We start from the raw sequence: 21,943 nt of genomic DNA, 5'->3' as shown, positions 1-21,943 counted from the left end.
ACCTTGCCCGCATTTAGAAGAGCAATATCCTTTACAGCCGCGTGAAAAATCATGACCGACCACGAAGAAGCTATCGAAGCGGAAGTCGTGCGCGAGGACAACGATGTCTCCGAGACGCCCGCCAATCATATTGTTCCCGCCGTCGACATTCTGCCCAATACCTTGTACCTGTTGCCACTCTCCGAACGGCCTTTCTTCCCGGCGCAGGCTCTACCCCTATTACTCAATGAAGAACCCTGGCTGCCGACCATTGAAGCGGCGGCCAACCGCGATCAACGGGTGATCGGTCTGATTCTGGTCAAGCCGGACAGTGCGGAAAATGCGCATCCCGATGATTTTCATCCAGTAGGCACGGTGGCCCGCATGCACCAATTGGCGCGCAACGAAGGGCGTCTGCAATTCATCGCTCAGGGTCTGCGCCGGTTTCGCATCGAGCGCTGGCTGTCGATCCAACCGCCCTATCATGTGCAGGTTGAGTATCTGGACGAGAGCGCCGAGCACGCAGGTCCCGACGAGTTGCGCGCTTATTCCCTGGCGGTGATCAATACCCTTAAGGAACTGATTCCGCTTAACCCGCTGTATTCCGAGGAACTCAAGTTTTTTCTCAATCGCTTCAACACCAATGATCCTTCGCCGCTGGCCGATTTCGCCGCCAGTCTGACGACCGCCAGCAAAGAGGAATTGCAGGAAATCCTGGCTACCGCGCCGGTTCTGGAGCGCTTGAAAAAAGTTATCGTGCTGATCAAGAAGGAACTGGAGGTCGCCCAACTTCAGACCAAGATTCGCAAGCAGGTCGAAGAGAAGATGAGCGAGCACCAGCGCAAGTTTTTTCTGCGCGAGCAGCTCAAGGCGATTCAGCAGGAGCTGGGCATTGCCAAGGACGACCGCACCGCCGATGTCGACCGTTTCCGGGAACGGCTGGAAACCCGCGAGGTTCCCGAGGCCGCTAAAAAACGCATTGACGAGGAGCTGGACAAGCTGTCGATTCTGGAAACCGGTTCCCCGGAATACGCCGTCACCCGCAATTACCTGGATGTGATGACCGATCTGCCGTGGGGGACTTATTCCACCGACAATCTCGATCTCAAACACGCCCGTGAAGTGTTGGATCGCGATCACGATGGCTTGGCTGACGTGAAAGACCGGATTATTGAATTCCTGGCGGTTGGGGCGCTGAAAGGGCAGGTTGGCGGTTCGATCATCCTGCTGGTCGGCCCGCCCGGCGTGGGTAAAACCTCGATTGGCCGCTCGGTGGCCGCCGCGTTGGACCGCCAGTTCTACCGGCTCAGTCTGGGCGGAATGCGTGATGAGGCTGAAATCAAGGGGCACCGCCGCACTTATATCGGCGCATTGCCCGGCAAATTCATCCAGGCCATTCGTGACGCCAAGACGGCTAATCCGGTCATCATGCTGGACGAGATTGACAAGATCGGCGCGTCGTATCATGGCGATCCCGCTTCAGCATTGCTGGAAGTGCTCGACCCTGAACAGAACACCGAATTTCTCGATCATTATCTGGATGTGCGTTTTGACCTGTCCAAAGTGCTGTTTATCTGCACCGCTAATCAGCTCGACACCATTCCAGCGCCATTGCTCGACCGCATGGAGAACATTCGTTTGTCCGGCTACATTACCGCCGAAAAGCTGCAAATCGCCCGTAACCATCTCTGGCCAAGGCTGCTGGAGCGGAGTGGGTTGGAGCGCGACCGCATCCAGCTCGACGAGGAGGCGTTACAACAAATCATCGAGGGTTATGCCCGCGAGGCCGGAGTGCGCAATCTGGAAAAACAACTCGGGCGCATTGTTCGCAAAAGTGCAGTGCAGATTGTTGAAAATCGACAAGAAGGGCAGATCGCCGTTAATCGCATCGACCTAGATCGCTATCTGGGCAAACCCCCGTTCAAGACGGAAACTTTGATGGCTGGGGTTGGCGTAGTGACGGGTTTGGCCTGGACGGCGCTGGGCGGCGCGACGCTGAATGTGGAAGCCAGTCTGATCCATACCAAGAATCGTGGCTTCAAACTCACTGGACGATTAGGCGAAGTGATGCAGGAATCGGCGAATATCGCTTACAGTTATGTCAGCGCCCATTTGGAGGATTATCAGGCCGATCCCAAGTTCTTTGACGAAGCGTTCGTCCACTTGCATGTTCCGGAGGGCGCTACGCCCAAGGATGGCCCCAGCGCCGGCATTACCATGGCCACCGCCCTGTTGTCGCTGGCGCAGGGCCAGACCACGGCGCGACCACTGGCGATGACCGGTGAATTGACGCTGACCGGGCAAGTGTTGCCGATTGGCGGTGTCCGCGAGAAGCTGATCGCTGCCCGCCGGGTGGGCATTCACGAGATTCTGCTGCCAGAAGGCAATCGCGGCGATTTCGACGAATTGCCGGATCATATCCGTGAAGGTTTGACGGTTCACTTTGTCGAGCGGTTTCAGCAGGTAGTCGATCTGGTTTTTGCTGCCGGGCATCCCGGCTGAGGACACGGTTTGTGATGACAGCGATGATTCCTGGCAAGACCCGCGCCGCGTTATTGCCGCCGCTCTGTTTGCTGACGTTGCTCCAGGCGCCCGCCATGGGTTGGACCGCCTGCGACGATCCTCCCGCCAGGCGGGTCAATTGGCTGCATTGCGATAAGCAAGGAATTGATCTGCAAGGCGCTGATTTACGTGAAGCCGTGCTAACCCAGGTCAACCTCAGCAGCGCTAATCTGAGCAGCGCGCGACTCAGCGGCGCGGATCTGGGCCGGGCTATACTCAACAAGGCGAATTTCACCGGAGCGGCGTTGCGCGGGGCGCGCCTGGTGTCGGCGCAACTTGATCAGGCGGTGTTCGCCGAAGCCAGCATGAGCGGGGCGAGGCTGGACCGGGCCGTGCTGACCAAGGCGGATTTGCGCAAGGCGGACTTGAGTAATGCCCGGCTGTATCAGGCGGAACTGATCGGGGCTGATCTGAGTGAGGCGAAACTGAATCAGGCGAATTTGGCTCAAGCGGATTTGACCGACGCTAAATTAGCCAATGCCGATTTAAGCGATGCTGTGTTGAGTCGAGCCGTGCTGGAAGATGCGGCGCTGACCGGGGCCAAGCTGCGCAGCGCCCGGCTGGACGGGACAAACTTGCTAAGCGCCGACTTTACCGGCGCCGATCTCAGTCAGGCGACTTTGGCGGAAGCGCGAATCGATAGCGCGCTTTTCACCGACGCCCAGCTCGATAGCACGATCTGGATCAATCGCCAGCGTTGTCGGCCAGGGTCAGTGGGTGAGTGTCGATAGGATGGCCATCACCGGCAGATATGCAGTGATCAGTGGACTGGGATTGACATGAGCGCCACGCAAAATAGCGATATCGCCATCGTCGGCATGGCTGGCTTGTTTCCCCAGGCGGAAAACCTGGCGGCCTATTGGGCGAACATCCTCGGCAAGCGTGACGCCATTGACGAACCCTTGCCTGACTGGAACGCCAACCGCTTTTATGAACCGGTTGCCGGAACCACGCATGAGGATGATTCGCGCGGCGGTTTTCTGGAGCGGGCCAAAATTTACACCCGGCGCGGCGGCTTTCTCAAGGAACTGTCCCGGTTCAACGCCCGCGCTTTCGGCATCATGCCGGTCTCGGTGGCCAGTGGCGAACCGGATCAGTTTCATGCGCTGGATTTAGCCAAATCCGCGCTGCAAGATGCGCACATCAACGAGAATGATTATCGCCCGGAAGCCACCGGCATCATTCTGGGGCATGGCATCCATCCCAACCGGGCCAGCGTTAACGGTGTTCAGCACGGCATGATTGTCGATCAGATGCTGGACCTGCTGGCGGCGGCCCTGCCGGAGATGAGCGCCGAACGTCGGCGGGAACTGAGAAGGCAGTTGAAAAGCGCGCTGCTGCCGATGGATGCCGATAGCATCCCCGGTCTGGTGCCGAACATGATGACCGGGCGCATCGCTAACCGATTGAATCTGATGGGGCCGAATTACATTATCGACGCCGCCTGCGCCTCGTCATTGATCGCAGTTGAACACGCCATGCAGGAATTGCGGTTGGGGCGCGCTGATTTGATGCTGGCGGGCGGCGTGAATACTTCAACCCCGCCGTTGGTGCATATGGTGTTCTGCGAGCTGGGCGCGTTGTCGCGAAAGTCCCGCATCCGTCCCTTTGCTGTCGGGGCTGATGGCACCTTGCTAGGTGAAGGCGGCGGCGTCCTGGCGTTGAAGCGGCTGGATGACGCTTTACGGGCCGGTGATCGAATCTATGCTGTTCTGAAAGCCATTGGCCAGTCTTCCGATGGCCGCGCCAAGGGCTTGATGGCCCCGCGTCTGGAAGGCGAAGTGCTGGCAATACGTCGCGCCTGGCGACAGGCCGGACTTGATCCCGCCAGCGTGGGGTTGATTGAAGCCCACGGCACCGGTATTCCGCTGGGCGACGAGACGGAAGTGCAGGCATTACATCAAGTGTTAGGCCAACGCCAGGGACGTTTGCCGGATGTCGCTCTGGGTTCGGTCAAGTCAATGATTGGCCATTGCATCCCGGCGGCGGGCGCAGCGTCGCTGATCAAGACGGCGCTGGCGCTCTATCACCGGGTGTTGCCGCCGACTCTGTGCGATGAAGCGCGCGCGGATTTAACTTCGGGCCAAGGTCGTCTGTACCTGAACACGGAAACCCGTCCGTGGATTCACGGCGGCCCAACGCCGCGCCGCGCCGGGGTGAACGCCTTTGGCTTCGGTGGCATTAATACCCACGCCATTCTCGAAGAAGCGCCCGGTCAAGGCGCTGAACCGCTGTCGGCGTTCCTGGGGCGGCGCTGGAAAAGCAGCAACGAGCTGTTCCTATTCGCCCAACCGGATCGAGCCGCACTGCTGCAACAGGTTGAACAGGTGCGAGAGCGGTTGCAAAGCGTTCCTGCAATGGACTTACGCGCCCTGGCTGCTGAACTCTGGCGTCAGCGCAGTGAAGGCGGCGAGCGGTTGGCGATAGTGGCCGGGGATCATCGCGCCTTGGAGAACCGCCTGGCGGGAGTGTTGAATAAGCTGGCCGATCCGGCGCGGGATCGTCTGCAAACCCGTGATGGCGTCTATTTCAGCGCACGTCCGGCAGAGGGTTGTGTAGCATTGTTGTTCCCTGGGGAAAATTCCCAGTATCCCGATATGTTGCGGGATTTGGCGGTGGAATTTCCCGAAGCGCGGCGCTGGTTTGATTTTCTCGACGGACTGTACCTTGGCGAGCGGGATCTTGCGCCGAGTCAGGCAATCTTTCCGCCGCCGACCGGATTGAACGCCGAGGATCGGCAATGGCTGCAAGCGCAGTTACAAGGCATGGAACTGGGTTCGGAATCGGTATTCGTTACCGATCAGGCATTATTTGCGCTGTTGACCACCTTTGGCATTCGCGCCGAAGCGTTGCTTGGGCACAGCACGGGAGAGAATGCCGCCCTGGTCGCCTCGGGCGTCATCCAGTTGGATCAGGCTGGAGTAGGAGCGTGTATTCGGCGGATGAATGCGTTGTATCGGGAACTGGAATCGGCGGGTGCGATTCCCGATGGTAAATTATTGTCGGTCGGCGCGCTGACGCTGGAAGAGGCGCGGGATGTGCTGGCGGCTGATGCGCGGATGCATCTGACCATGGATAATTGCTCCAACCAGTTCATCCTGTTTGGTCCTGCCGAGGCGATTGCCGCCGCCCACGCCGCACTGAAACAACGAGGCGGTTTCTGCACGGAGTTGGCGCTGGATCGGGGTTACCACACGTCATTAATGACGCCGATGGCCGAGGCGTTTCGGAGTCTGTTTGCCGAGGTGGACTTTACGCCGACCGAGCAGGTTCTGTATTCCTGCGTGACCGCTGAACCTTTCCCCAGCGAAGCTGAGGCGATTCGCGACACCGCCGCCGCCCAGTACACGTGCCCGGTGCGCTTTCGCGAGAGCATTGAGAATTTGTATCGGGATGGCGTGCGGGTGTTTATCGAAGCGGGGCCGGAAAGCCACCTGACCGCCTTTGTCCGGGACATTCTCCGTAATCGACTGCATGTGGCGGTCTCCTGCGATGATCGCCGGCGCGGCGCTGATCAGCAGTTGCGCCACCTGCTTGGCCAATTATTCGCCCACGGCGTCCCGGTCGATTTGGAGCCTCTCTACGGCGGAACGCCACAACCGGTAAGCGAGTCAGCGCCGTACCTGTCGACCGCTATTCCGCTAATTCAGCCCTCGGAGCCAATGACCGAGCAATTGCGGCAATTACTAAGCAAAACCGCCCCCTCTCCTAAGTTTCCCCCCTTTGACAAGGATCAACCCGCTCCCCCCTTTGACAAGGATCAACCCGCTCCCCCCTTTGAAAAAGGGGGGCCGGGGGGGATTCACCCCAAACCCATTCCATCGCTGTCAAAATCCCCCCTATCTCCCTTGCACCAAGGGGAGAAATCCGCTGCATTGGCCGGACACTTTGATCTCATGCAGGAATTTCTGCGTCAGCAGGGACAGGTTATGAACGCCTGGCTGGATCGCCGGCGGGGACAGTGAGCGTGGCGGAAAGCGAAGAACAGGGCGAGTCCATTCGCTGGCGGTTGCAACCGGACTTTCAGTTTGAAGCCACTGCGACCGCTGGACGTTTTCAGGTGCGCAATCCGGTCAGCGGCGAACGCTTTGAGTTGGGCGAGGAGGAGGTTTTTCTCTGTCAGGTGCTGAGTCGCACCACTGATCCTCAAGTCATTCAGGTCGATTTCACGCAGCGATTTGGTTTGACCATCACGGCTGATCAGCTCCATCAGTTTTACCAGGACATGGCGGCATTGGGATTGCTGGAACCCATGTCGCCGGTTATGGAGGATATAACGTCAGTGGATGCCGATGACGGTGAGCAAGGGCGCGACCTGTATCAATGGGTATTCTTCAATCCTAACCGGATGTTTGCCTGGCTGGCGTCTCGCATCGGGTGGTTGCGCCATGGAGCCTGGTTGTTGGCGCCTGGGATACCCCTGGCGTTGCTGGTGATATTGTACAACCAGCCACAGTACCAGCGTGCGCTGGAAATCTTTGCCGATCCGGGTTCGCATCTGCTGTTCAAGTTCACTCTGGGGTTATTCATCAGCAACCTGTTCACCCGAATTGCCCAGGGGGTGGCTATCGCCTATGTAGGTGGATTAGTGGAACAGTTTGGATTGCGATTGGAATTTGGGGTCATCCCTCACTTCTTTATCGGCAAGTCGATTCGGGCGGTCACCCGTCCGCCCCAGCAGCGTCTGGCTGCGTCTGGAGCGGCGCTGCTAAGCAAGTTGACGCTGTTTGTCGGCGGCATCCTGATCTGGCGGCTGACCTATCAGAGCGGTATTACGCTGAGTTCCTACGCCTTTCTTCTGGGCCATCTGGGATTAGGGGCGTTTCTGTTTATTGCCAATCCGCTCTGGTGGGGCGATGGCTACGTTTGGTTGGCTACTCACTTGGGATTGCCCAGGTTGCGAGATCGAGCATTTCGGGTCTTGGGGCTTTACGTGCGCGGTCGTCGCCCACCAGCAGGTTTGGCGCCCCTGGAAAGATATGCCCTTGTCGGATACATCGTCGCCAGCATCTCCTATGTTCTGTTGTTGCTATCCATGGTGATGCTGACAAAGGCCATTTATCTGGAAAGTCAATATCAAGGCATCGGCGTAGTATTATTTTTGATTCTGGTGGCGATGGTGATGCGCTGGTGGCTCTATCGGCGAACCCATAAGCGCCAACGGATTAGAACGCGAGTTGAAGCGCGGGCAGAGGCGCGGACCGCACTGCGCGCGGCCAGCTCAGCCCAGTCTGTTGGGAAACGGCTGGTTGGGAGCAAAGCCGGCACGGCGGTAATGAAACCGATCGGAGACCCTCCGCAACGCCATTATCGGTTGTGGCTGATCGTGCTGACACTGTTGGCAGTGGCGTCGTTTCTGCCCTATTCCTACGATGTCACCGGTGAAGTGACCCTGTTTCCCACCGCACGCGCCGAGATTCATGCGGTCACGTCCGGCATCGTCATGCAGGTTCAGGTTCGAGAAAACGAGTGGGTGACGCCGGAGCAGGTGCTGGCTGAACTCAGCACCTGGCAACAGGATCAAGAGCTTGCCGTTACTGCCACTGAAATCAAACGTCAACAGGCAGAACTGGAACTGCTTCAGCATGGCCCCAAAGCCGAAGCGATTGAATATGCGCGGCAACAGTTGGCGATGGCTCAGGTGCGCGCAAAGCACAGTCGCAAGGTCCAGGAACTGCTGGAGCCGGTTCACCAACAGGGTGTGGTGAAGGCGCTGGAGTATGAAGAGGCTGTCAAGACCGCCGAGGTAGATCAGGCGGCGGTCACGGTCGCCGAGGCGAATTTAAGTTTGATCAAAAGCCCGCCACTGTCCCTGGAAGTCACGGCGAAAGAGGCTGAACTTGAGCAGTTGCGCGCCAAACAAACCTATCTTGAGGAGCAACGAAAAAGAACCTACCTGCGAACGCCGGTCGCGGGGCGAGTGGTCACGCCGCGCCCGGAGTTCATGACCGGAAATTATCTGAAAGAGGGCGATCTGTTCGTGACCGTTGAAGATCATCGGGTCATGCGCGCTGAAATCCTGGCCCCGGAAACCGATATTGGCGAGGTGCGCACTGATGCGCCGGTGCAATTGCGGGTCTGGGCCTATCCGCTGCGCGATTTCACCGGTCGCGTGACCGCCGTTGCCCCAGTCGTTGAACCGAACCCGGCCAATCCGTTCATGCACGCCGTGCGGGTGATCATTGAAATCCCCAATCCGGATGGATTGCTGAAATCGCAAATGACCGGGTTCGCCAAGATCGCCGCTGGCGAGCAATGGGCCATTGTCGCCTTCACTCGGGCGCTGGTGCGGTTTGTGATGCTGGAAATGTGGTCATGGTTGCCTTGAGATCTGCCGGAACAGAATTTGCTCTGGGAATCTACGCTATTTTGATGAATGTAACTTCATCATCCCTTTAAAAAATTTTTATTTTCGACTGGCTACAGGGAAGAGGGCAGGCAATCCAGCACGCGCCATCGTTAATCCGCCTAAACCCAATTGAATGGAATGGGTCTCTCAACCACAATGACGCTCGTGCGCCCTACTTGTGGTGTATCTGAGATAGACAGTGGTTCATTTTGAACCAATAGCTAGAAAAGAGCTCTTGAAAAGTAAAATTTGTGACTAGTATATTGCCAGATCATGACAGCGCTCGCCGTTGGCTGGATAGCGCGCCTCTTTTGCGCCAAGCGGGCGATATTTTATATAAGTAATTAATTTTAATTATTTTTGATATGATAACTAGGGCAGATCAAATTAATATTGACTATAAACATGATACCATTTCCTAGAATGGCCTAAAAAATGCTTATTATAAACATCATGAAAAAGTTAAGGAATATCATTATGAAAATAAAATGCTTTTTGATAAGCACCGGTTTGTGCAGCGATTTGACTGGTATCATATGGAGAGTTACATCGGTTCATGTGTACAATACAGTTGCCATTATTTTGGAGAATTTAGTGAATGATAGTACTGATATAGAATAGAGCCTTGAGTGATAGGGACTCCAGAAAGTTGGCTTCTGTATCGACTAATAAATCTTTTAACTATCAATCTTAAATCAAGAGGTCCATGCGATGTCAGAGAAGACTGCATTTTTAAAATTAAATATTTTTACCAAGATTTTGTCGATCATGCTGATGGTAACACTCGTGCCATTTGGAAGTCTTTGGTATTTGAATTACTATCGATCCAAAGAAACCTGGGGTGATCAAGTCGCCTTAACTTTTAATAAGACAGCTACTGGTTTGGTTAATCAAGTAGGCGACTGGCTGGATATGAACATCAAGGTTTTGCAGCAAAATTCTCGTCTAGAGGCGATTCGTTCAATGGATGCGGCTCAGCAAAATCCTGTACTCAAGACGATCGTAGAATCTTATCAATGGTCCTATCTGGTTTTTACTGTCCGGTCTGATGGTCAAAATATCGGTCGTAGTGATGATAACCCTACCACTTATTATGGCGATCGCAAATATTTTAAGGAAGTCATAGCGGGTAAGCCTTTAGGTCAGCAAGTCTTAATAGGTAGAACTTCTGGTAAGCCGGCCTTGGTTCTGGCCAGTTCTATTGCCGATGCCAAGCAGCAAGGACTGGGGGTGATTGCAATGGCTATGCACTTGGAGGATATTTCACAGACAATTACGAATGCTAAGATTGGACAGACTGGGTTTGCTATTCTGCTAGATCAAGCTGGCAAAGCTATTGCGCATGGCAGGCCCGAAGTTTTACGTGAAGCTTTGCAAGATTTTAGCCAACATCCAGCGTTGCATAATTCACAATCAAATAATGGGTTGATAGTCTATGAAGAAGACGGTAAGAGTGTTATTGCTTATACCCAAAAGACTAGTCAGGGTTGGACTGTGATCGTGCAACAGGACTACGACGAGGCATTTTCTTCTCTGTATGAAGTTCAGCGAAACTCTTTTATCTTGTTGGGTTTCAGCTTGATTCTAATTATCGCGATTAGTTATCTTTTTTCACAGCGCTTAGCTAAGCCGATTCAGCAACTGACTATAGTTGCAAATAAAATTAGCAAAGGCGAATTGAATGAAACAATTGTTGCGACTGATCGCAATGACGAGATCGGTGCTTTAGCACGCGCTATCGAGCGTATGGGAGTTAGCTTGAAAATGGCGCTTGAGCGCCTGCGTCTCAAGTCCTAAGAAGCTATATGAAAACCCCTCTCCCACAAGCGGGAGAGGGGAGACGAAGATTTTTCTTTTTAAAGAGTTGGCTTGCCAGAGGCTGTATAAAAACAGCAATTCCCAGTCTATTTTTACATCATGTTGAATCTAAATGATATTTTTCTTAATGTAATCTTGAATATACATAAAAAACTTATTGAAGATCAATGATTAACTGAGATACCGGGAATTTCTGGTATAAAAATGCCTCCAAATTGACGATGCTACCCAATAACTCACTAGCCAAGTAAACTAATGATGACGCAAGCAACAACCTTCTCACCGCAGTTTCTAACTGAACTCCAGCGATTGCATCAAGAGCGCCGTACTGGTTTGCTCATGATTACAAAGTCTAAGCTGATGGTTCAGCTCAATCTACTAGATGGCGAAATCGTATACCTCGCTTGCTCCGATAAGCGAGGTAACCAAGCGCTTGAGCTGCTGCCCCAAGTGGACAGTGGCAAGTTGCGCTTCGTCGATGGACCGATTCCCGCTTTACGCACGCCACTGCCAGCTACTTCCGATATTCTGAACTACCTAGGCGCCGTTGACTCGACATCGCCTGTGCCAGAATCGGACCAACATCTGTCAGCGTCAAGGCTCACAGCGTTACAGCAAGAGTTGGCCGAATTTATCGGTCCAATCGCCACTTTTATTTGTGAGGAGCAACTAGTAGGCGTTCACGATGTGGAAACGGCGCTTGCAGCGTTGAGCCAAGTATTGCCGAACCTGACGCAGGCGGATCGCTTCAAGGAAAACGTGCGCAGACGACTTGGCTTAGCAGCGGCGGCATAGGTAACTCAGATCATTGAGCAGGCTCGCCTTGATCGTGGGTTGCTTGCCGTGATCAACACGATTCTTATCACAGATCAATGTGGCGGCTGGTATAAAGAAACAAAAGTTACCTCTTCTCCAGCCAAATACCGGGTTGCGTTTCGGGATGACGGCTTAAATCCCAGTCGCCAGCAACTACCAGGCCATACGGCGTCGGTTGCAGTACCCGCAAACAGGTGACTCCAGGTTGTCCGAAAGCGTCTAGTGGAATCATTTGCCAGTCCTCGCCATCGCGGGTTTTCCAGAGTTGGAACCGTTTCGATTCGAGCGTGGAAGTGAAATCAGCTTGAGGCGGCTCTTCGCCTTGATCAATGACTGCATAAAGCGCATCGGGTGTCCCGACCAGCCGGGCAATCCGCCGGTGATGCGGGTCGCCGAAACCAGGACCGTGCGTAGAAAGAGGAATTTGCAAGCCAACCGGCGAAAAGCGCGGGGTTCCCATTACTAGCTCCCAGCGGCCATCGGGTAGAACCCGGATGATCTCCGCGCCGGACGTCGCAAATTCCCAATTGGGATCAGGGCTAGGCGAACGGACGCCCAGGTAAAGCGCATCCTTGAACACCGTCATGGTTTCAATATGAGGATTGAGCGTGTAGCGCTGGGTGCCTTCGATCAGCACCGGTTCCCAGGTCAAAGGCAACAGGCTGCGGGCCGCAGTTTTCCAGAGCTGAAAGCCATTGGTTGAGTTACCGGCGGCGGCATACAATTGACCATTGAAGACCTGTAAACCATCCAGCGTGCGATTCCCGGCATTGCCAAAACCGGGTTCGCAGGCCGGATGCCAGGGTTGAGAAAGCGGATCGGCGCTAACCCAGATCTGTGGACCCTCACGTCCAGTATCATGGGCGGCGCTGGCTGGAATGGCGAACGCCTGATTTGAAAAACCGCGTAACGCGATGAAAGGACCGTGGCCGGCATCGGGAGCTGGATTGGGTAGCGCTTCGAAATGAACGCCATCCCTGGAATGCAACAGGGCGGAGGTGCGCAGCCCTAACCGGAGCGCATACAGCGCGGGCGTCGGTTGTGTGGCGCCGGGCAGCACCGTCAATGTTTGCCAACCCAGTTCCAGCGGGAAGCGGCGGGCCTGACCAGCCTGGATAATCCAGCGCGATTCCACCGGGTTTGCGTACAACGACTCCCAACTGGATGCGCGTAACCGATGACGCAGGAGGACAGCGCTGCCCGGTTGGTAGGCGTCCGCCGGGTAGCCGGTGACGCCCAGGTATAACCAGCCCTGATGCCAGGCGGATGTCTGCATCAGGCAGCGGCCAGTCCCGGGTAGTAATTCGGCAGGGAGGGGGTGAAACTGAAACGAGGAATGTGCGGACATGCAGTTAGCGACCGGATCGTGGAATGAGTGGCAAAAAATGGGTGATACAACGCCCCTGGAAGTGTAAAGTTGATTATAAAACTTTTTCGGGAAACGCTGTTCCCGATGCGCAGAGAGTCCTTGCAAGTGGGGTCGTAGTGAGTCATCCAGACTATTCCGTTCATCATCCGGTCTTTATCCTTTGTCCGGGCCGTTCCTTTTCGTCGGTGGCGTGTGGCATGTTGGGCCAGCATCCGCAATTATACGGATTGCCGGAGACGAATTTCTTCGTGGCCGACACGGTGGATGGTTTGTTTCAGCGCTTTGCCGGTCCCGGCGATCGACACCGTTTGCATGGTCTGGTTCGCACGCTGGCCCAGTTGCATGATGGCGAACAAACCGAGGCGGCTGCCGAACGCGCCTGGCAATGGTTGCGCGAGCGTTTGCCGATGACTACGCGCGAGTTGGCCTGGTATGTGGCGTCACAACTTGGTTCACGCCAGATGGTCGAGAAGAGTCCCAGTAATTGTGCGGAAGCCGCCTATTTGGTGCGTTTATACCAGATTTTTCCCACTGCCCATTTTCTGCATTTATCGCGACATCCGCGTTCCACCGGTAAATCGTTATATCAGGTGCGCCAGGAACAGCGCGCCCGACGAGGACGGGATCGGATGCCGGTGGATGGGCGTCGGATGGAGGAAAACTGGCTGAAGGTTCATGGGCACATTTTGCGATTTACCGAACGGCTGCCGGTCGGGCAGAGTCTTCATCTGCAAGGGGAGCAGTTATTGGCCGATCCGGATCGCTATTTACGGCAGATCGCCGAGTGGCTGGATATTCGCATGGATGCTCAAGCTATCGAAGCGATGAAGCATCCAGAAATTTCCCCATTCGCCACTCTGGGACCGGATAATGCGCGTGGCGGTAACAATCGCAAGTATTTGGAAGATCCACGATTACGAACGGGACCCCCGCCTAAAGTCAATTTGAGCGATCCCTTGGAGTGGATGGCGGATGGTTCGGGATTCAGTCCGGCGACGGTGGCGCTGGCAAGGCGCTTGGGGTATCAGTAATTGATTCTCGTTCGGGATACATACCCCGCAGCTTGCTGCGGGGTTGTTCATTGGGTAACACGCACCATAATAACTTGTGGTTCTCTTGTATTGGCGTTTATATAATAAATAACGAGAAGTTGACTTTCTGAGAAATATAGCATTTCTGATCCTTTTGTATGAACAGTGCTGTCTTCTACCACGAATAGAGACCCATCAAGAAAGTAAAGTCTTGCATCTCCATCTCCTGTTACCAGAATCACTGAACGCGGATAATTTAAGTGATTGATTATATTTGCGTTAACTCTGATTGTATTATTATAGGGAACCCGTAGAATTTCAACCCAGTTACCATTAAAATGTTTGGCCTTTACTATTAAATTCCATTTATCGCCTTCAGTATGGTCTCCAAATACAATAGCAGGACATGTTTGGGGATTAGATATACGTGCTAAACCAAGACTTATACATTCCTGCTCAGGTATCAGCCATGTTCGCATGGTTGACTCCGGGAAACTGTCATGGATAAGCGCTAAATCGACGCCCTTATCGGAAAATTCATAAATTCCATTTTTTCCAACTCGAATAAATTTAGTGGGATCTTCAGGATGGATATGGGATTTAAAACTAGTGCGATCACTCTCTTTATCCCAATAATAGAATTTGTGGATTTTTTCAATATTTTTAATTTTTCCAGAAACATCACTGGAAATACGCAACCATACAACATTACTCATAGTTCTGTATGCATCCGGTAAAACAGGATCAGTGAGAACTTCAATTTGTAACTCGGAAAGATGTTGAGAGAGAGGTTCACCTGCAATTTGCCACTTATCTGAGTAAGGAATTTTTTGATTAACAAAAGTAATAGTGTCCCAATTATCACCTTGAAACTGAACAAGCTGCACTCCATTATCAGAAGTATATGCTAATAATGGGCGATTCGCTGAGTCCAAGCCGAATTCTGCATCAGATAACACTGGCTTACCGCATTCATTCGATCCAACATGTTTGGATTGAATAGATTCAAGAGGAAGTCCTGTGTAGGGATCAAGAGGACTCACAAACACATCCTGCATAACCTCGCCAGTTCTCTGGCAAATTTTTCCGCTCTGATTATCCCGTACAAAAGTGATGAATCCTATAGGATTTTCTCCTAACCTGGCTTGAATCACTTCCGTGTCACATCTTAAAAAATAAGGCATCGAATAGCGACCTACAATCTCTACGAATAAGGGTAAAAAATTATTATTTTTATACCTGAAATCTTCTTCATCATTTTTAGCAAAGAGGTCCGACGTACTAAGAAATAATGCTTGAAAGAGGCTATATATAATAAAATATTTTTTCATAAAACTACCTTAAGTATGATTTATTCAATCAGGCATTGTAAGGCCCGTATCACAATTCACCAATTTGGCTGCTTTACCGTTTACACTAAAGTCAACATAGTAAACTCTTGCAGAATCTCCTTCCTGAATAAGCAGTGATTCAGGATCGGTTTTGCGGGATATTTGTGATGGATCTTGTTCCTGACTGACAATGTGACGAATCTGCTGTGTTTCTTCCAAATTTGGATCGACGCTGGCAATCCAGACAATACTGGGTTGATTACGCCACCCCTTTAGGTCACTGCCCATATATGAAACTATTGAAATATAAGATTTTTCTTTAAAGACAAAAGCTTCTGGGCTAAAATTGACCCGAAAATCTTGATGCACTGGCGGAATTATATTCCAGATTACCCAAGTTCCCTGCTCATTTTGCCGATAGACTTCGACATCCCACGCATTAGTTTGGTGATTTTGCACGATGGAAACAATCGCAGGTTGTCCATTTAACTCTGGAGCATTCCAGGCAAAAGGGTCACGCCGTTCCCGGCCATCATTGAGCATGAGTTGGTCGCTGTTAGTAAGTCGGTCGTAGATAGCAAGTTGCTTAATGCGTTTACCATCCGCTGAATTAATTAAAGTTTTAATATGGACAATCCTTCTTCCATCAGGCATCCATTTACCTTGGCCAATATCCTGTGATAGTTCGATATCAACAGGGTTATCGGTATCTTTCCTCCAGCCAAAATATAATTTCTTCAGACTGGAGCCTTTACTTATTATTCCTTGGTAGTATTGATAGAAAAGATTCGGTTCTGGATCCAGGGCATTTTTACTGGGATTTCGCATGCCTTTATGTTTGCTTGAAGGTAATGCAGGAGCCCGCCAAATATTTTGATGGCGATACAATTTACAGAGGCGAACAGTTTTAAAATCGGCTGAGTAGCATGAGTAAAATATTTCCCAACCCCTTCGACTGTTTGCCCATTCTGGCCCATTGATCACGCTTTTCTGTGGAACAGGATTGGCGTCATTAATTTCGAATTGACCCATCAGAGAGAAGTTGCCAGTCTCTATATCTATGGGTGTAATATAGATTTTGCCATCTTCTTTTATACTCCCATCCTGATTGAGTCTGGGGCTAACTCGCCAGACAGCCAGCATTTCTTCCTGGTTAAATTCAGGGTCCTTGATGTCCCAACCCGGCAAGGCTTCCTGGCATTTAGGCTTGAAGGAATCAATGTTGTTAATAGAAATTGAATATGTATAGGGTGCTTGAAAGAAGTTATCTTCATGGGTAAATGCCTTGTGACTGATCACTGCAAAGCATAAAAATAGGATAAATGAGATTTTATTGCTAAAGAAATTGTAAGTTAGCATGGTTCTTCCAAGGAGAGCAATTTAAGTTTTCCTAACGTGAAGGAGAGAAATTACAGACAATCAAACCAATCGCACTATCCGGCATATCGATGACTCCCTTGTCAAGATAGTAAATCCACACCTCATCATTGGGAGTTATCAACACTTCTGGGTCTGCTTTTACTGATATCGTATTAGGTATGTATTCCTGACTAATAATCTGTTGCTCAATTCTCTGATCGCTTGGCAATAAAGGATCAATTGTTGCAACCCATATAACACTTTCAGTGCTTAGATTTTGGGATAGGGCTGTGCGCGAAGTAATAAGCAAATAGGATCGGCCTTTGTATACAAAAGGCTCCGGGCTATCCAAGTCCGGGAGTTCTGGAATAAATGAATGAATTTCTGTCCAATCAATCCATTTCCCATTAGTATCTTGACGCCAAGCCTTGATATAGACTTCATCTTCATTAGCCGTACTCACGGTTGACAGCAGTGCTGTCGCGCCATCCAACTCAGGGGCATTCCATGCGGCAATCGAGATATAGCGTAAATTGTCATCGGTGATTCGAGTCTCTTCCGAAGTATTAACATTCAGTAAATAGAGTTGCGCAATCCTTCTTGGATTCTGTGCGACTAGCTTATGGTAAAAAAGATGTTGGCCATCAGGTAGCCATCTTCCTGTTCGGGCATCTTCACTCATCGCAGCATCGATGTAGGACTCAGTATCTTCACGCCAGCCAAATACGCCAAATGCAAAATTGGGTAATTTTTTGGTTTGTTTTGTATAGTAAATTTTAGGTGCAGGGTCGGTTTTAGTCTTGCTAGGTTCCGGACGCGCTAGTTTTTTACTCCCTGGTAAAAAGCCAAGTTGCCACTCACCAAGTGAGTTCCTTGAAATACGACCGATTTGGGTGCCTCGCAGGTTTGATGTATATGCAGTGAAATAAACTTCAGGTCCACGTTGACTATAGGCCCACTCTGGCCCGTTATTCGTGACATTGACGCGAGTAGGGTTTGCTTCAGAAAATGAAATGGTTTGATCCATCAGGAAAAGACCTGTTGCAGGATCGATAGGGGTTATATTAAGCCACCCAGGCCGCTTTAATTGCCCATTTTTTCTTAGAACCGGGTTCACTTGCCAAGTCGCAAGCAGGTTATCAGAGTTAAATTCAGGATCTCTTAGTGGAGTGCCTGGCGCTGCCTCATAACATCCAATTTCCGCATTAACCGAAGTAGCAGCCGCCACACATCCTTGTATTGAGGAAAGAAAAAGCATTGAGTAAGTCAATAGCCGAAATAATTCGGATTTTGTCATTACTTTTCCTCCTTCTTTCCAGAGTCTTTAATTTGAGGTTGGCCACACAGGTAGCTCTGCTTTGTAAATCCAGGCAGTATTTCGATAAGGGCCACCTGTTGCATCGAAACCGCCGAAATAAAAAATCTTGCCTTTCTCTCCAGGGAAAGGTGATTGACAGATCGTTCTTGTACCGCGCAATCCATGTTCAGGATCAGGATTTTTTGGATCAAAAACTCGCCCTAATGAATATTTTCCATTCGCTGATCTTACGAGATACCACGAGCTTTTTTGTATTTTTAAATCTGATACGTCCGGGTTAATCCACAAACCAATCAAGTGCGCAGACATGCCGGTGTCAGGGTTTCTTACGGGCAACATATTATTATAGGCGATGAGCGTAACTCGCAGGTATTCTTTACCATTCATCAAATGCTTCTGAACCAGGTCACGAACATTAATCTCAGGCATAACGTGCTTATTTTTTAAATCAATGTGATCGATGACCCCTGGATGTTCTCGCGCACCCAGCAGAAATTCATAACCATCCGCGCCTGCTACTGCGGTCAAACCACGCATCCCATATTTAGGCTTTGGATGTTCGTGATAAGGATGCGACCATTGCCACTCGTAGACCTGTTCCCAACGAGGTGAGGAACCATCAATGCGCCTGAATAATCCTCCGGCCTTGGCTCGCCTAGGGACAATATTGACAGTCACGTATAAAGAACCGTTTGCTTCCGCAGCGGCTAATAGCCTATTCGCTGACCAGCGCATTTCCGGATTGGACTCCCAGCGAATATGTTCAGAACTATCAGGATCGTAGACGCCACGATAAAGCCCATCGCCAACTGCTGCAAAGACATAGTGAACACCGGTTATGTGGTCAATGTGATCAAAAATAACCCGCACTTCAGAATAACCACCCGCAGTTCGAGGCGCATCTTTGGTAACAGTCAAACGTTTCCATGATCCATGCCCGCCCTCTTTGGCAAAAATGATCGCTGAATTGTCCTGGCCTTGCCAGTTGGTGCCTGCTAATAATACAGGAACCGGCTTGTCCAGCTTCTTACCAGCGTCATCGGTCGTAAAATTGACCGAATGCAGCGCAGCAAATCTGAGGTAGTCAACCCCAGGGCTGACATCAACTTCCCAAGGTGACTGCGCAATACGCTTGACCAGGATTTGTGCGCCGGGGTTTTCACCTGATGTGCGATCCCAATTCCAGTAGCTGATGGCGGCATATAACTGACCCTCATAGGCTACGATTGCATTTGTTTCCGTCCCTCCCATGAAATTTCCCTTACGATCCCGTGTGCCAGGAAAGTAATCCTTCGAAAAGCGTAGATGAGAAAGCGTATTCTCGTTTTCTTTAAAACTCACCTTGGCATTTGAGATAGGCGATGTTTTAGAAATAGAGCGTTCAATTGCAGGAGTTGATATCGGCCTGGAAGGCGATAGTTCGTTTAGAAATTCAAGAATATTAACGGTCAGGATATCCCCTGGTTTCCCAACGTCGCTATTCATGGCCTGATGGTTTTTTCCAGGCACTGAAACCACTTTGGCAGAGATGCCAGCTTTACGCAATGACTTGGCAAAATCATTGGAAAGCGTTATTCTTGTCGAACTAGAGCCTGAATGGAAAAATATTAAAAAGGGTGGAATGTTTTTTCCAGGAGCAATATATTTAGCAGGAGATGCATTGTTCCAAAGTTTACGGTCCTTGCTAAAAGATTGTTCATACATGCTGCGTAATTCTCTACCGCCATCTAAATCATCAATGGCGCGATTTAAATCGTAACCGGCATTATCAAGCAATATCACACCCTTAATTACTGACAAGTTTTTGCCCAGCGCATTGAGATACTGATTGTTGGTGGCAACCAGCGCCGCTAGGTGCGCGCCAGCCGAATGTCCCATCAAATAAATATGATTTTTGTCACCCCCATATTGGTTAATTCTATCGTATATCCATGAGATTGCTGCTGCTACATCCTGAACATGCGTGGGATGTTTTACAGCAGGTGACAAGCGATAGTTAATGCTGACGAATACATAACCCAAGGGTACAAAGAAGTTGGCTTTGTCTATTCCAACATTTGGATTGGCTTTGTCTCCTCGTCGCCAACCGCCGCCATGAACCATGATAACGACAGGATGCTGTTTACCGGTTTTTGGCGCATAAATATCCAGGCTGACAAGGTTAGGATCAACACCGGGAATGTCCGCATAGCGAACATTCAAGGTTTGATTCATTCCAAGAGAAGTATTATGAGCATCTGGCGTATCATCAATCGGTAAGGATGATGAAGTGCTTGCTATTACAAGCCCAGGGTTTTGGAAATTGCCGGATGGTTCGGAGCGAGATACCTTATTATTGCGGGAGGATTGACGGCGATTTCGCGCATAGCTCCTGGCTTCTTCCAGCGTTACGGAACCATCCGCATTCTGATCTAGGCGTTCAAAGAGATCAGGGCGTTTCACCTCTTCCCGGGTGAGAACGCCATCGCCGTTCCGGTCAAGTTTCCTGAATCGCTCAACCAGTTTACCGCCACGATTACCACCAGAATTATTGGTATAACGACCTCTTGTAGGTGGCTGGCTGAATTCCGGTGAACTGTTTTCCAAATCATCAGGTAAATCGCTTCCTGAATCATAAGGAGTCACACTAGCATAGACCGGGTCTGCAGTTGGCCGGACCGGCGGAGCATTCTCAAAATTTCTTCTTTCGGGATAGTTATTATTACGATAAGAGGATGACGAGCGCCGATTTCGTACATAATTTTCAGCTTCCTGCAGCGTTATGAAACCATCGGCGTTTTCATCAAACTTGTTGAAAAGTCTGGGACGCTTTACTTCCTCGCTAGTTAGAACACCATCCCCGTTTTGATCAAATTGATTGAATCGTTCAATCAATTTCCCTCTACGATTGTTCGCTGAATATTCAACGGTATTATTTATAGTCGATGGCGGTTGTGTGCGATCGCCAAAACCAACCTGGCTGAATTCCTGCTCCACAGGACAACCGGCGATTAGCAACATGGACAGAGCAAGAATGGCTAAACGAATAGTAAAATGAGTCATAAACCTCATGGTTTTTAACCATGCATCCGTACTGTTCTGTAGTGAAGTCATAAATTTTGCAAACCTCGATGAGGATTCAGTGATAACCAAACCGGCGAGCAATCGCCAGAGTTTGCGTGGAAAAACCCTGAGCACCGTCGCGTTGCCACTCCAAAGGCCCTTCCAGATGTTGCAAGGGAATCGGTCTTTTGGCATAGCGCGGATTGCGTAGGAAGTTGGGATCGTTGCCAAACCGCGCATTCGACGGACCTATGCAGGCATAGGGCGAACACTCTGGATGCAGCATAGCTTGAAGACTGTGCGCATCGCTGCTTAGACCCAGCCATTCGGTGATTTGCGCCAGATACCGTTCCGGCTCGGTCAGTAATTGTTCGCCCTGAATCCGCATACTTTGACCCAGGGACAGTCGCTCGGTGAAATCCAGAATATTGCGATTGATGCGCAGCCACAACTGTTCCGGTGTCAGTTCGTCTGCTTGACCCTCTTCGCGCTTATGGGCGGTTTTTTGCCGAAGTTCGTGGATGGATTTACAGGTCGCGCGGGGATGGCGCACCAAGTGCAAAATGCGCGCATCTGGGAAATTAGACTGTAGCCGTTTCAGATTGGCTGGATTCAAGGCGGTGCTGGGGCTTTTATCGATCAAAATGCGCGATCCGGTACGCTCAGCCAGATATTCCAAGAGGTGACGGGCCGTTCCGCCAGAATGCTTTTGCAGCCAGTCCTGCGCCCTCTCAATGGTTTCGACTGTTTGGGTTTGATATTCAGTTTGCGCCACGACGCGCAGCAGACCGTGCAGACTTTGCGGGCGGACAATTTGCAATTTGCGCATGACGCCAGCCAAGGTGTCAGCCATGAACAGATTGAGTTCCGGCAAACCGTACATGTCGGGATGTTGACCGAGCATGGCGCTGACCAGCGAGGAATAGGAACGCATACACGTCAGGACAAACAATGGGGCTTGCATAATCA

At 51.2% G+C, this 21,943-nt stretch carries 13 protein-coding genes; 7 read left to right on the top strand and 6 right to left on the bottom strand.

Annotated features, from left to right (window positions below; genetic code table 11):
- The first annotated feature begins 51 nt into the window (after positions 1-51).
- The 6 genes from lon (at position 52) to H6973_01345 (ending at position 11,503) form a co-directional block, all read left to right on the top strand.
- Complete coding sequence (lon, locus tag H6973_01370; GenBank protein ID MCP5124319.1) at positions 52-2,481, top strand: endopeptidase La; 2,430 nt, start codon at positions 52-54, stop codon at positions 2,479-2,481.
- Between the two features lie 14 nt (positions 2,482-2,495).
- Positions 2,496-3,272 carry a pentapeptide repeat-containing protein gene (locus H6973_01365; GenBank protein MCP5124318.1) on the top strand — a complete coding sequence of 259 codons (777 nt, stop codon included), beginning with the start codon at positions 2,496-2,498 and terminating at the stop codon, positions 3,270-3,272.
- 48 nt (positions 3,273-3,320) lie between these two features.
- Positions 3,321-6,506: a type I polyketide synthase gene (locus tag H6973_01360; GenBank protein ID MCP5124317.1), complete on the top strand. Its 3,186-nt coding sequence runs from the start codon at positions 3,321-3,323 to the stop codon at positions 6,504-6,506.
- Between the two features lie 2 nt (positions 6,507-6,508).
- Complete coding sequence (locus tag H6973_01355; GenBank protein MCP5124316.1) at positions 6,509-8,869, top strand: efflux RND transporter periplasmic adaptor subunit; 2,361 nt, start codon at positions 6,509-6,511, stop codon at positions 8,867-8,869.
- A gap of 732 nt (positions 8,870-9,601) precedes the next feature.
- Complete coding sequence (locus H6973_01350) at positions 9,602-10,687, top strand: cache and HAMP domain-containing protein (protein MCP5124315.1); 1,086 nt, start codon at positions 9,602-9,604, stop codon at positions 10,685-10,687.
- A gap of 276 nt (positions 10,688-10,963) precedes the next feature.
- Complete coding sequence (locus H6973_01345) at positions 10,964-11,503, top strand: DUF4388 domain-containing protein (protein MCP5124314.1); 540 nt, start codon at positions 10,964-10,966, stop codon at positions 11,501-11,503.
- A 106-nt stretch (positions 11,504-11,609) separates the two neighbouring features.
- Here the strand turns inward: H6973_01345 and H6973_01340 are convergent, their stop codons facing one another.
- Positions 11,610-12,800 carry a hypothetical protein gene (locus tag H6973_01340; protein ID MCP5124313.1) on the bottom strand — a complete coding sequence of 397 codons (1,191 nt, stop codon included), beginning with the start codon at positions 12,798-12,800 and terminating at the stop codon, positions 11,610-11,612.
- Positions 12,801-13,009: 209 nt separating this feature from the next.
- On the opposite strand from H6973_01340, the gene H6973_01335 reads away from it, so the two are divergent.
- The gene (locus H6973_01335) at positions 13,010-13,924 is read left to right on the top strand and encodes a sulfotransferase (protein MCP5124312.1); all 915 of its coding nucleotides are present in this window, start codon (positions 13,010-13,012) and stop codon (positions 13,922-13,924) included.
- Positions 13,925-13,971: 47 nt separating this feature from the next.
- Here the strand turns inward: H6973_01335 and H6973_01330 are convergent, their stop codons facing one another.
- The 5 genes from H6973_01330 to H6973_01310 form a co-directional block, all read right to left on the bottom strand.
- On the bottom strand, positions 13,972-15,255 hold the full coding sequence (locus tag H6973_01330; GenBank protein MCP5124311.1) for a hypothetical protein: 1,284 nt from the start codon (positions 15,253-15,255) through the stop codon (positions 13,972-13,974).
- 24 nt (positions 15,256-15,279) lie between these two features.
- A complete protein-coding gene (locus H6973_01325; GenBank protein MCP5124310.1) occupies positions 15,280-16,614 on the bottom strand; it encodes a hypothetical protein in 1,335 nt (444 codons plus the stop codon).
- A 31-nt stretch (positions 16,615-16,645) separates the two neighbouring features.
- Positions 16,646-17,911 (bottom strand): hypothetical protein, encoded by a 1,266-nt coding sequence (locus H6973_01320; GenBank protein MCP5124309.1) that lies wholly within the window; start codon positions 17,909-17,911, stop codon positions 16,646-16,648.
- Between the two features lie 27 nt (positions 17,912-17,938).
- Positions 17,939-20,974 carry an alpha/beta hydrolase fold domain-containing protein gene (locus H6973_01315; protein ID MCP5124308.1) on the bottom strand — a complete coding sequence of 1,012 codons (3,036 nt, stop codon included), beginning with the start codon at positions 20,972-20,974 and terminating at the stop codon, positions 17,939-17,941.
- A 76-nt stretch (positions 20,975-21,050) separates the two neighbouring features.
- Positions 21,051-21,938: a sulfotransferase gene (locus tag H6973_01310; protein MCP5124307.1), complete on the bottom strand. Its 888-nt coding sequence runs from the start codon at positions 21,936-21,938 to the stop codon at positions 21,051-21,053.
- Between the last annotated feature and the right edge of the window lie 5 nt (positions 21,939-21,943).

It is taken from the genome of Gammaproteobacteria bacterium, from assembly GCA_024235095.1.
Lineage (GTDB): Bacteria > Pseudomonadota > Gammaproteobacteria > Competibacterales > Competibacteraceae > UBA2383.
This window is presented reverse-complemented; position numbering and strand designations above follow the sequence as displayed.

Bases quoted from the DNA above. Each gene is read 5' to 3' on its own strand.
- lon (MCP5124319.1), top strand. From the start codon at position 52: ATGACCGACCACGAAGAAGCTATCGAAGCGGAAGTCGTGCGCGAGGAC.
- H6973_01365 (MCP5124318.1), top strand. From the start codon at position 2,496: ATGACAGCGATGATTCCTGGCAAGACCCGCGCCGCGTTATTGCCGCCG.
- H6973_01360 (MCP5124317.1), top strand. From the start codon at position 3,321: ATGAGCGCCACGCAAAATAGCGATATCGCCATCGTCGGCATGGCTGGC.
- H6973_01350 (MCP5124315.1), top strand. From the start codon at position 9,602: ATGTCAGAGAAGACTGCATTTTTAAAATTAAATATTTTTACCAAGATT.
- H6973_01345 (MCP5124314.1), top strand. From the start codon at position 10,964: ATGATGACGCAAGCAACAACCTTCTCACCGCAGTTTCTAACTGAACTC.
- H6973_01340 (MCP5124313.1), bottom strand. From the start codon at position 12,800: ATGCAGACATCCGCCTGGCATCAGGGCTGGTTATACCTGGGCGTCACC.
- H6973_01330 (MCP5124311.1), bottom strand. From the start codon at position 15,255: ATGAAAAAATATTTTATTATATATAGCCTCTTTCAAGCATTATTTCTT.
- H6973_01325 (MCP5124310.1), bottom strand. From the start codon at position 16,614: ATGCTAACTTACAATTTCTTTAGCAATAAAATCTCATTTATCCTATTT.
- H6973_01320 (MCP5124309.1), bottom strand. From the start codon at position 17,911: ATGACAAAATCCGAATTATTTCGGCTATTGACTTACTCAATGCTTTTT.
- H6973_01315 (MCP5124308.1), bottom strand. From the start codon at position 20,974: ATGACTCATTTTACTATTCGTTTAGCCATTCTTGCTCTGTCCATGTTG.
- H6973_01310 (MCP5124307.1), bottom strand. From the start codon at position 21,938: ATGCAAGCCCCATTGTTTGTCCTGACGTGTATGCGTTCCTATTCCTCG.